Here is a 12,285-nt window from a genome sequence, read left to right as displayed (position 1 = left end):
TTAGACATGAATTCATGATAAGCTTATTTCTGAATAAATCCTGATTTTTGAAATTATTGAACTTTAATAATATTATTGGGATCTTAGATTGATAGTTCTTAATCGTTGTCTTTTTTTATCAAGATATAAAGACAGGAGATAAAGAATATATATTGCGATACAATTTATACCTAGCTGCAAAAATACTGATTGTCCCCAGCTAGCGAACATCAAACGCCCCCATAGATCAAAAACCGTACTCAAGGAAAAAACCTCCAGCGAATGTCGACCATATAAAGCCAAAAGCTGCCCAATTTTATTTTCGGAAAAATGTTTGGTCCATTTTGAAGATTGAACAAGATAAAATATTGCGATAACGTCCATCAATCGCAATGGTGAAAGATAAGCCTTTGCAGGAGTATGTAGTTCTATCAATCTCAAATCGGGTAATCCCCAATATCCCCATGGAAACGCTTCTAGGAAAGAAAAGATTAAATAAGCGATAGCAAGTCCCTGTAACCATATAAAATATGGAAAATCACCTTCATGCTTACCTGCAAGAATAGAACCATAAACCCCAAGCGTGAATAAAAACTGCCATGCTAAAGGGTTAAAAAACCAACCATCAGGATCGAGCCAGTTAGGAAAATTGAACCATGGATCAAGATTAACCCAACTCCATAGCAAAAAACTTATTCCCAACGCCAACCACCAACGATATTTCATGATTAAATAAAGGATGGGAAAAAAGGCGAGTAAAATGATATAGAGTGGCAAAATATTCAGATTACTTGGCAATGCATCCAGAAGTAACAACCGCCAGAATACTCTTAAGATACTGTGACCATGTGCCAATTCAGGCTCTAAAAAATCAACTGGCAGTATCCATACCCGACGCCACTGATAGATGCTGAATAATGTAATTAATACCAAACCTATCTGAAAAAGATAAATTTTCCAGCAACGTGCAAAAATCCTTTTACAAATTTTCCAAAACCCGTCAAGCGGAATCCTTCTTCCATATGCAAGCCAGGAAGCATATCCAGCTAATAATACGAAAATTTCTGCTGCATCGGCAAACCCTACATTCCGCATAGTAAAACGATTTAGAAGATTTTCAGGAATATGGTCAATATACATCATGATCAGCGCCAATCCACGCAAAGCATCGATACGATGATCCCTTTTTGATTTTTTTTGCTGTTTGATCAGAACTTTATTCCTTAACGATTCTTTCCAATTTATTCTACATTTTCTTTCTAAATAAAATGAAGAAAATTAGTTTCAGAGCTTCATTACAACTTTACAAATCTGTTATATACTTTTTAAAATAAACTTGATAATTACATTTTTTAATGATTGTTTCTTCAAGGTTTTACATGAATAACCCTATTTCAATTAACCGGCAAAAAGTCAAAGAGGCTTTGAAAGATTTTACGCTTCCATGGTCTCCCCATATTCGGCTGCTAGACACTGATTTGATTGAAACGCTTCATATTGAAAACCAAAAAATACATATAACGTTAAAAGTCCCCAATGTCGATCCCGCTCAAGTGGAACCATTACGGGCAAAAATCGAACACCATTTAAGTCAGCTTAAAGATGTGGAACAAGCCCGTGTTTTTATGAATGCCATTTCTTCCGGCTTACATGATCCAACCATATCAAAACGCTTGGTATTCCCACCCAAACAAACCGGTCATACCAAATCAGATACAACTTCAATAAAAGCAAATAATATAAAAAATGCCAAACCCATTGAAACTCTCAATTCGGTTAAATGTGTCATTGCAATCGCTTCAGGAAAAGGAGGTGTTGGAAAATCCTCAACAACTGTCAATCTTGCGATTGCCTTGTCTCAAAAAGGATTAAAGGTTGGCATCATGGACGCTGATATCTATGGCCCTTCCATTCCACATATGCTTGATCTAAAAGGCAAGGTAGAAGTAAGAGACCACAAACTGATCCCAATGACGGCATGGGGTATTTCAGCAATTTCCATTGGCATGCTGGTTCCCACGAATCAAGCGGTTATATGGCGGGGACCCATGGTAATGGGGGCGGTCAAACAACTGTTGTCAGACGTAAAATGGGGAGAGTTGGATATCATGTTGATTGATATGCCTCCTGGAACGGGTGATGTTCAAATTACCCTTGGCCAATCCATTAAATTAGATGGTGCGATAATGGTTTCCACACCTCAGGATATTGCTTTATTGGATGCCAAAAGAGGTATTTCTCTTTTTCAGAAAACGCGAACCCCTATATTGGGTATCATTGAAAATATGTCTTATTTTCTTTGCCCTCGTTGTCAGGAAAAAACCTATATATTTGGACAGGATGGTGTTAAAAAAGAAGCCAAAGCTTTGAATATACCTTTTTTGGGGGAAATACCTATTTTACCTGCGATCCGTACGGCATCAGATGAGGGAATTCCCATAACCGTTCAACAACCTGATGGCCCAGAAAGTCAAGCCTACCATGCTATTGCAGATTTAATTTATCCCGCCATTTGTAAAACAGGACTTGCAAATAGCAAAAATTCCTAAAAACCTTGTCACCCCGAATCTATTTCTCTAAAGAAGATCCAGGACCTGCCAAAACATAACAAACCTTATTTTTTGGCATATACCGACATAAAGGTCCCTGCTTTCCGTTTTTTCCTAAAATTCCAAATTCAAAAATCAACCCCAAAACCAAAACGAAAGTACAGGCAATATACCAAGGGCGTAAAGTGGCAAATTCGATTTTTTGATTTGGATCTAGAGGTTTAATGTCAGAATCAAGATTTGAAGGTTGGGTAAAAAAACTTTCTCCCATTGATTCAGATGACGAATGGACAGATTTACCAGGTAATTCATACTCATATTCATCGACATGAAGATTCTTTTTATCTTTATAATCCATAATGAAATTTTCAACTACTTTCATATTTATAATCAAATATTTAGCATAGTTCATTTTTTCTTTGTATAAAAAGTCTCATGTAGATACTGATTATCCGCATCCAGATTACGTCCAAAAGGAAGAAACCACATCGCTGCAACAATGCCGATAAATAAAATGATAATACCAGCAACATATAAAAGTTTTTCCATTTTCAATCTTTCCAAGAGATTTTATATACACATTAACTCTAGGATTTGTAATGATCCAGAATCTGCATCATTTCTGTCCATTCACGTTTGCTTAATCCACTGTCAGCTTGATCAACAGATTGTCCATTTAACAACTTGCCAATAACATTCATCATGGTCGAGGAAAATGTTACAGCCCCTTTGCGATAATCTTCAAATGCCTCACAAGCCAGAGGAACCCATGCCCGAACCGTTTTCAGCATTACTTCGGCATAAACACGGATTTCATATTGTGCATGCGAGTCAATTCTTAGCTGCAAGAAATGAAATAAATTATGTAAGTTAACCTTCCAGTACCATTGACTATAACTGTTCAAGGTCAAGTTCATTCTGGCAAGCTCACGAGCCAGCCCAAAACCATTTTCTTCAGGAGTACGAAGCATTTTTTCATAATCATCATAGCATTTTTGCGCATCATTACGTAAAAGCGATAAAACTGCCTCTGATTGGTCAGCAGAAAGAACTTCTCCACGACCTTGATGATTAACCTTACTTTGCATTGCCAATACGCGAGGTTCGGGAATATAGAATTCTCTATCCATTATTGAATATCGGGCCGAATATTCATTTACGCTGGCCGTACGATGACGAATCCATTGTCGTGCTACAAAAATTGGTAATTTAACATGAAACTTAATTTCACACATTTCAAAAGGGGTTGTGTGATAATGACGCATTAAATATCGAATCAAACCACGGTCTTCCGATACTTTTTTTGTACCGGTTCCATATGAAACTCGGGCTGCCTGAACAATTGCAGAATCATTACCCATATAATCGACAACCCTGACAAATCCATGATCCAGTACAGGAAAAGCTTGATAAAGCATTTCTTCCAAACCTGGTGAAATTGGCCGTTTTGTATAAAGTTGCTGACTTGACTGCGCTTTAATATCTGCCTGTTGTTCTTCTGTAAGTGCCATAATAATCTATTTACTCATTTTAAGTACGACTAAGAAATTATTTATAAACCAGTATAAAACTATTTTCCTAAAATATATGATTTTAATGGTTTTTAACAGTCATGATTTGCATATTCCCCTCGTTAGCTATTTAAAAAAAATCAAGAAAACTGCTTTTAAACAAATCATTAACTTTCACACCCTGTCCAAAATCAGCTGATATTTTTCATTTCATTATGTGGATCCCTAAAGATTTTGGCAAACTCTGACAAAAATGATAATCAAGAGTAAAATTTTTTCCCTGTTGGGAAGATTCAAGATTAATAAATTTTATCGATCATATCCGTTCTGGAAAGATTAGATTTGTATTCTCTCTCCCTTAGGAATTGCTCTTTTAAACCGGGATCTATAATAAATAGTTCTCCGGATTTTAAAATTAATCGATTATATAAAATATCCATATCAAAATTTTGCGGCTTTAAATTCAAACCCGATAAACAGGACAGATCAATGTGGACAAAATTTTTTCCGAAATATATAGCGGGCTTCATTAGTAAAAAATGACTGATTATCATCATATGAAAAATCAGCCGTAATTGAATGATAGCCTGTTTTATATAAAAAATTGGCTATACTTCCCAAAATAATTCTTGTACCGTTTCCCATACCCTTTGTTCTCAAATAGTTAATATGAATTTGATACCCTGACTTTTCCGATACTCTGGTCTTGTAAAAATAATCTATCCCGCTTAGCTGATGGGATAAAGATTTAATCCGCCAATTTTCAGCATTTATTCTGCCAATATCAAAGTTCACATGAACTTTGTTTAAAACGGTTTTCTATATTGAAGTTTCCCAGAAACCGTTATTTGAAATCCCTATTTTCTTAACATTTAAATGACTAACATCTTCAAGCGTCACATTTATATTCTCGAAAATGACCATTTGGAAAACTTTAAGGACAAACGCCTTGGAATATGAATAATGCCCTTTTTTCCTGCAATCCGTGTCAGGGCATTATGCGTGTATTCTAATATGAACGGAGCCTCCCCATAACGTATATTATATAAATTCAGTCCTATAATAAATAAAAAGCAAAACAAATAGAGAGAAAAATACTTTTTTCAATTTATTCATTTTGCACATCTTGAAAATGTAATTTATGTAAGTTTATTCAATCCAGCCGAATAAATTCATGAATTTATTTTATAAAATCCATTATTAATGCTTAGAATCACTATGAACCTTAATATTCAAATGATCAATTATCTGACTGGCATTATATGAAGTTAGATCTAAAAATGAATAAGGTTTATCCGGATTAACCTCAATTGTAAGCTCATGATCCGGATGATGAATAACATCAATGACAGCATTTCCAGCTTGTTTAGACAATTCCGGAAAATCTCTATCGGGTTTCTGTAAATCCTCAATCCATTCTTGCTTAATCTGATCAACGGATTCATTCTTTTCACGGCTTTTAAGATCAGCCAAATGTTGTATTAATCCATCATCACGAAAATGCATTGTAAAGGATACAATCTTATAATCATTTATCATTGCCATTTCATTATTTGCTGATGGTTTTTCCGGACCTTTTACACGAGCATTAATTTTTACATTCCCAATATTTTTTGCACCAATCTGGAACGGTTCAAGATTCCATTCTTGCAGATCATAATGATACTGCGCGGACAAATTCCCGAACATATTTAGTTGATCATAACCATATTGCTTTAAAGCGTACAATCTTGGATCACTATCGGTTTGTAATTGTAAGTTATCGAATTTATTACCTCTAAACAAACGGTTTTTTCCATCTTTTTCTGTCGAAATTTGCATGTCACCAAGCTGGTATCGTGCAGCATCAATTTTTAATTCGACATTTTTAATATGAAAAAGTTTAGGTTCGTCACTTGCAAATTCAAATGTTTTTCCATTTTCAATATTTTGGAAAAATTTAGCAAAACTCAAATCCTTAATCTGAAGTGATTGAATATTGAAATAATTGTCCCGATTGTTAACTTTATCATAATAACGGAAATCATTCAAAGTTTGGTCGGATTTTCGATCTAATCCATAATTTTTGATTTGATATTGAGCTATTGCTATCTTTTCAGATCCAGAAGATAATTTCATTGTAATATTCTTCAGATTTAATAAATCAAATTTTGCCTTTGAAAAATAAACACTCTTGATTTTTCCAGATGCATCGATGTCAAGCAAATCCTTTCTGGGAACAAAATTGTTTAAATCAATATGATCAACGTGAATCTGCCCGTTATTCATCATCAAGTCACTATCAATTTTTGTTTCAAAATTATCAATTGTAGCGCTCATCAATCCATTACGTGAACCAGATTTGATATTCAATTTATCCATTGTATATAATTGCCCAGACTGGCCTTTGATCTTCACTTTTTCCAAAATGGCACTACGTGTGAATACATTGGTTACACTGCGATCATAAACAATAGAAGAACCCGGAAAGGATTGCTCCAACATTTTAATTCCCGCATCAAGACGATTGTGTAGCTGATGCTGAAGATAGATATATCCACCTCCAAGACTTGAACCTAGTACAAGAATGGCTGCGGTTGTTCCAAAGATTACTGATTTTTTCATCGCTTATTTCCTGTTAAGATTATTACGGAAAATTATAAAGAAATAATAAGTAAAAACAATTGGAAATTAATTACGGTGACCCAGAAATTTAATTTGGATCAAAAAAAATTAATTTCCCCTTTTTTTATTAGTGAAATATTATTATATTAAAATTGTTGGTTTACCCAACTATGGCAATAAACGGTATATGAAATAGGCGTAGTGGACCCGGGGGCGGTACCCGGCGTCTCCACCATAAAGCTTATGGGGACGAAACAGGATCGACACGCGTAGTAAAGATATATTTTTTGCTCGGTATTGTACCACCGTTATCGGACTGTTTTTTACAAATGCCAACGATAATTTCGAGGCACACGCTATCGCGGCCTAATAAGCCAATGTGACAAGCGCGGCTTGAAGGGTGCCGGGCAACAGAAACCCTTCACTTTAGATTATTGATTTTATAGTTAAAGTTTAGACAATGACCAATTCAGATAATTCAGGTTCTAACGAAAACCCTCCTTCCCTTTTACCATATAATGAATGGATTGAAGCTGCCTATCGTGAGGTCATGTTAAAAGCTCTGGAATCAGTTGCAAAAGATGGACTGCCTGGGAGCCATAATTTCTATATCCAATTTAAAACCGACTATCCTGATGTGATTATTCCACCCCAACTTAAAGAAAAATATCCAGAAGAAATGACGATTGTTTTACAACATCAGTTTTGGGATCTGAAAATCAACAGAATTAAACAGCAAATGTCTGTTGGGCTATCATTTGGTGGCGTTGGAAGTATATTGGTTATTCCGTTTGAATCTGTTATTGGGTTTGCAGATCCGTTTGTTAATCTAGCATTTAATTTTCAGCCTATTCCCTCTAGTCTAACCGTGATTCAATCTGAAGAAAAGACACCTGTTCAAACACTCCGTACAGTTACAAATAATATGGAAGAATTAAAAGATGCTAAACCTTCTAAGGAAAGTAACGCATCGAAAGAGAAATCACAGGTTATAAGTTTAGATGCTTTTAGAAAAAAGACCGATTAAATTTTATAATATAATATCAAATGATAAATAGTTTAACAAAACCAAAAGCTTAATTGGTAATAAACCGTATTGTGCTATAAAAAATATTAATCATTTTTTTAACAGTTAAAATACAACTTTTGTTAAAGATAGATTAATTACAACATAAAGCGATTTATGAGGCTAATAGATTTTCCAGATTATAAAAAATATCATAGTTGATTAGACTATTAATCCTACTATCATGCTTCGTAGTTTCTAATATAATTTAAATATTTAAATTATATTCCTTTACAATAACAAATAAACTGCAAGTCTTTATATTCATTATAAATTTATTATTATATAAAATTTTATTGTATAATATTCATTGACTCCCAATCATTTTAATATAAAAAAATTATTTTTAATTTATAAATATTTTAAACATGTTAATAATCATAAAGAATTTTTGGAATATTTTATTAATAGCCTTAATGGGTTTATTTATTTTTATTCTATTCTTTCATATCAACCAAATCCCTTTTGCCAGTTCTGATGAGAGCCGACACGGCGTCAGTGCTTTGGAAATGATCTACAATCATAATTATATTATAAACAGTTGGGCTGGCCAACCCGACATGTGGAATTTAAAACCTATTTTAAGTTTTTTGCCAACTTGTCTAATGATTTTACTTTTTGGCAAATCAATTCTAGCAATCCGTCTTTTTTCTCTTTTATGTGCAATATTTTTATGTAATCTTGTCTGTTATTATACAATTAAAAAATATAATATTTACACAGCCATTCTTTTTATTTCACTTCTATTTACAACCTCACTTTTAATTCGTAACCATGCTTTCAGAAGCGGCGACATTGATTCATTTTTTATCCTTTGTCAAATTACCGCAACATTATCATTAGCAACAAAGTATGATCATTTTCATATTACTCTGGCCGCTTTTTTTTCATCGTTAGCTTTTCTAGCAAAAAGTTGGCATGCTCTTTTCCTGGGCTTACCCTTTTTAATTTCCTATGGTTATCTAATTAAAAGCCATCGGTTCAATATAAAAGCTATTTTATATCCTGTCATTTGTTTTAGTTTGCCCATATTAATATGGCTTGGCATACGTTATCAATATGATGGTTTTGCTTTTATCAAAGAAATGGTGCGTTATGATTTAATAAAACGCTCCTCCCATATGATTGAAAATCATATTCATGGCTGGAATTATTTTATAAAAATTTTATTCAATAATTTTGGCCTCATTTTTTTAACATTTATATTTTCCATATTTTATAGTTACAAATATAGAAAAAAACATTTTTTAACTTATGATATCATCATTTATTTATCAGCCATTTTGAGTAGTCTGCTGATTTACAGTATGGCTAAAACAAAACTTTACCATTATGGCTATACGCATATTATATTAATCTGTCTGGTCACAAGTATTTTGATTGGTCGAGACATTAATAAATATACCCGATATTTTATTATTATTCTAAGTTTTATAGCATTTATTTTTGCATTTACCAATCTACATAAAATCTCTTCAATACATTTGCCAGACTATTATTATCAACTACAAAAAAATGCCTATCCAAAATATAATACCTTATATGTACCACAACATATAGAACAGAATGAACGTTTAGCCATCATGGTATTTGGCAATTTCAATTATGATAAAATCAAATATGGAAAACCCATATCAAAAGCACTGGTTTTTTATCGGGATCTAGGCAACGACAATTCCGATATCAATCGATGTCATCCCATAACTGAAAAAGTAACAGAATTAAAAAATAAACATGATCAGAACGAAATATCTTTATTTTCTTGTAAAAATTTATAAATTAACATTTTAACGCTCATTCAAACCCTATATTTTCTAACGAAATAATTGATTATGAATAAAACCCCGCTTTTTATAATGATGACTGAATAATTATGTTTTTATTAACAAGAAAAAATTTTTTTATTATTCTATTGTTTATACTTCTTGCAGTTTTCTATTGCACCCTTTTCTATCACATAAATCTTACCCATTTCGATAGCTGGGACGAAAGCCGTCATGCAGTCAGTTCAATTGAAATGAATATCAATAAAAACTGGATTATCAACACATGGATGAATAAAACTGATATGTGGAATTTAAAGCCCATACTCAGCTTTTTACCAACTTGTATTATCATTTCTTTATTTGGGAAATCCATTTTAACGGTACGATTATTTTCAATAGTCTCAACAATACTGCTTTGCAGTATTGTCTGTTATTACACATATAAAAAATATAATATAATCAGCTCCATTCTTTTTTTATCCCTAATATTTACTGCATCCCTGATAATCAAAACCCACGGTTTCCGTTCTGGAGACGCGGATGCTTTTTATATATTTTGTCAAGTTATGGTTGTAATCGCCCTAGCAAGTAAAAATGATACCCGACATATTACACTTGCGGCTTTTTTTTCTGCCTTGGCTTTTTTAACAAAAAGCTGGCATGCTCTTTTTATGGCTATTCCCTATTTTATTGCTTACGGTTATTTATTCAAAAACAAACAGCTTTCAATAAAATCATTTACCTTTCCCATAATCGTTTTTTTTTCACCTATTTTAATCTGGCTAGCATTACGTTATCCCTATGACAAGTTCGATTTTATCAAGGAAATGTACCGCTATGACCTTATAGCCAGAGCCTCTGACCGTATTACAGGTCATTACCATTCCATCTGGTATTTTTTTAATCAGCTTGTGGATCATTTTAGTCTGATCACCATAATTTTCATTTTCGCCTTGATTTATTCTTTTTCATTTAGAAAATGGAAAATGTTTTCATATGATATTTTAATTATTCTTTCTGCAATCCTGTCAAGTTTTCTGATCTTCAGTCTCGCCAAAACAAGACTGGCCCATTACAGTTATACCCATATAATTTTGATCTGTATCATCAGTGCCATTTTAATTGGGCGTGATGTTAATTATTATACAAAATTACTAACCTTATTATTAGCAATCATTGCATTAATCTATAATATGATTACCTTGCATCAATTTTCGAAAAATAAGTTACCTGCCTATTACGATCAATTACAAAAAAACGCTTTCCCTCTAACCAGCGCCATTTTCACGCCACATGAGATAACACAGGCGGAAAGATTATCCTTTATGGTTATGGGTAATTTTAATAATGATACGATTAAACAAGGGAAACCAGTAAAGAATTCATTGGCTTATTATCGCGTTGGAGCAAAAGATAATCCCGATGTGACAGGATGCCGTATTTTAACTGAAGAAAAAACATTAAATGATATACGTTATGAAGACGATACAGTTCGTTTGTACACTTGCCAAGAGAACCAATAATTCTTATCTCTTGATCTTTCTAACCGATATATACATTTAATAAATGTATATTCTCAACATTTTTTAATGGCCCAACCATAATAATCCATGACTGATCTTACTGCAGATTTTGATTTCAAGCTTCCTGAACATTGCATTGCCCAGCATCCGGCCCGTCCCAGAGAGGCTGCCAAACTTCTTTACATTCCATCAAAATCGGGAAAATTTCAGGATAAAACAATACGGGATTTACCCTGTTATTTTCAAAAAGGTGATATCTTGATTGCCAATGATACAAAGGTCATTCCCGCCAAATTATTCGCACAAAGGGGTATGGCTCACATTGGCATTACACTTGATCGACCGATGGGAGATGGTACTTGGCATGTATTGATCAAAAACAGTAAACGTTTAAAGAAACAAGACCGCCTTGATTTTCCAGATAAAAAATGTTTTGCCACAGTGGTAAAACTTGAAACAGGTGGTGGTGCGTTTATCCGTTTTAATCTTGAGGGTAATGAATTTGATAAATGGCTTAATACATCTGGTCAATTGGCGCTACCTCCCTATATTCGTCGTCCCAATGGACCAACTGGAAGGGATGAGCTGGATTATTACACAATATTTTCACAAAATCCTGGTGCAGTTGCCGCTCCTACAGCCGGATTGCATTTTACAGAAGAATTATTAACCCAGCTTGATCATAAAGGTGTTGAACGGCTGGCCCTTACTCTACATGTGGGTGCTGGAACATTTTTACCAGTGCGAAGTGAGAACATCAATGACCACCATATGCATGCAGAATATGGCGTGCTCAGTCCAGAAAACGCTGAACGATTGAATCAAGCTAAAGTTGAAAAAAGACGTATTATCGCGGTGGGAACAACAACCTTGCGATTATTGGAAAGTGCAATTGATCGACAAGGAATATTTCACCCTTTTCAACAGGAAACATCCATTTTTATACGTCCGGGTCATCAATTCAGATCCATCGATATCTTGATGACTAATTTTCATTTACCCAGATCCACATTATTTATGCTGGTTTGCGCTTTTGGTGGAACAGAAAAAATGCGTCAAGCCTATGAACATGCTATTCGAAACAATTATCGTTTTTATTCTTACGGGGATGCATGTATTATTGAAAAAGAATTTTTATAATAAACAAAGTATTTTAATTTCTTGAGTTATAACAACCCTGTCATTTTAAATAAATGAAACATTTTCAGGTTTCATGCAAGATAAATTATCATAGGGATTTTTCTGGGAGAAATTAAGAAACTGATTCTGTTTTTTCTGGATAGAACC

At 33.7% G+C, this 12,285-nt stretch carries 11 protein-coding genes and 1 other RNA gene; 6 read left to right on the top strand and 6 right to left on the bottom strand.

Annotated elements, in window-relative coordinates; genetic code table 11:
• Positions 1-72: 72 nt before the first annotated feature.
• Entirely contained in the window at positions 73-1,152 is a 1,080-nt protein-coding gene (locus GM552_RS02675) for an OpgC domain-containing protein (protein ID WP_347400610.1), read from the bottom strand.
• A 206-nt stretch (positions 1,153-1,358) separates the two neighbouring features.
• Between GM552_RS02675 and GM552_RS02670 the strand changes: the two genes are divergently transcribed.
• Positions 1,359-2,528 carry an Mrp/NBP35 family ATP-binding protein gene (locus GM552_RS02670; protein ID WP_110438715.1) on the top strand — a complete coding sequence of 390 codons (1,170 nt, stop codon included), beginning with the start codon at positions 1,359-1,361 and terminating at the stop codon, positions 2,526-2,528.
• Between the two features lie 19 nt (positions 2,529-2,547).
• Here the strand turns inward: GM552_RS02670 and GM552_RS02665 are convergent, their stop codons facing one another.
• From GM552_RS02665 to GM552_RS02645, 5 genes are all read right to left on the bottom strand, one after another.
• Entirely contained in the window at positions 2,548-2,910 is a 363-nt protein-coding gene (locus GM552_RS02665) for a hypothetical protein (RefSeq protein ID WP_155565154.1), read from the bottom strand.
• A 26-nt stretch (positions 2,911-2,936) separates the two neighbouring features.
• Positions 2,937-3,077: a hypothetical protein gene (locus tag GM552_RS02660; RefSeq protein ID WP_155565153.1), complete on the bottom strand. Its 141-nt coding sequence runs from the start codon at positions 3,075-3,077 to the stop codon at positions 2,937-2,939.
• A 38-nt stretch (positions 3,078-3,115) separates the two neighbouring features.
• The gene (gene thyX / locus GM552_RS02655; protein ID WP_155565152.1) at positions 3,116-4,039 is read right to left on the bottom strand and encodes an FAD-dependent thymidylate synthase; all 924 of its coding nucleotides are present in this window, start codon (positions 4,037-4,039) and stop codon (positions 3,116-3,118) included.
• Between the two features lie 486 nt (positions 4,040-4,525).
• Positions 4,526-4,834: a hypothetical protein gene (locus tag GM552_RS02650; protein WP_155565151.1), complete on the bottom strand. Its 309-nt coding sequence runs from the start codon at positions 4,832-4,834 to the stop codon at positions 4,526-4,528.
• A gap of 405 nt (positions 4,835-5,239) precedes the next feature.
• Positions 5,240-6,643 carry a hypothetical protein gene (locus GM552_RS02645; RefSeq protein WP_155565150.1) on the bottom strand — a complete coding sequence of 468 codons (1,404 nt, stop codon included), beginning with the start codon at positions 6,641-6,643 and terminating at the stop codon, positions 5,240-5,242.
• A gap of 115 nt (positions 6,644-6,758) precedes the next feature.
• On the opposite strand from GM552_RS02645, the gene ssrA reads away from it, so the two are divergent.
• The 5 genes from ssrA to queA all read left to right on the top strand — a co-directional run bounded on the left by ssrA (position 6,759) and on the right by queA (position 12,138).
• Positions 6,759-7,069: a transfer-messenger RNA gene (ssrA, locus tag GM552_RS02640) on the top strand.
• A gap of 34 nt (positions 7,070-7,103) precedes the next feature.
• Positions 7,104-7,670, top strand: a complete 567-nt coding sequence (locus GM552_RS02635) for an SspB family protein (protein WP_155565149.1) — start codon at positions 7,104-7,106, stop codon at positions 7,668-7,670.
• Between the two features lie 455 nt (positions 7,671-8,125).
• A complete protein-coding gene (locus GM552_RS02630; protein ID WP_155565148.1) occupies positions 8,126-9,487 on the top strand; it encodes a glycosyltransferase family 39 protein in 1,362 nt (453 codons plus the stop codon).
• A 95-nt stretch (positions 9,488-9,582) separates the two neighbouring features.
• Complete coding sequence (locus tag GM552_RS02625; RefSeq protein WP_155565147.1) at positions 9,583-10,998, top strand: glycosyltransferase family 39 protein; 1,416 nt, start codon at positions 9,583-9,585, stop codon at positions 10,996-10,998.
• An 87-nt stretch (positions 10,999-11,085) separates the two neighbouring features.
• The gene (gene queA / locus GM552_RS02620) at positions 11,086-12,138 is read left to right on the top strand and encodes a tRNA preQ1(34) S-adenosylmethionine ribosyltransferase-isomerase QueA (RefSeq protein WP_155565146.1); all 1,053 of its coding nucleotides are present in this window, start codon (positions 11,086-11,088) and stop codon (positions 12,136-12,138) included.
• Positions 12,139-12,285: the final 147 nt, after the last annotated feature.

This window comes from Commensalibacter sp. ESL0382, from assembly GCF_009725775.1.
Classification (GTDB): domain Bacteria; phylum Pseudomonadota; class Alphaproteobacteria; order Acetobacterales; family Acetobacteraceae; genus Commensalibacter; species Commensalibacter melissae.
The sequence above is the reverse complement of the archived record's forward strand: the minus strand, read 5'-3'. Positions and strand labels throughout refer to the sequence as shown.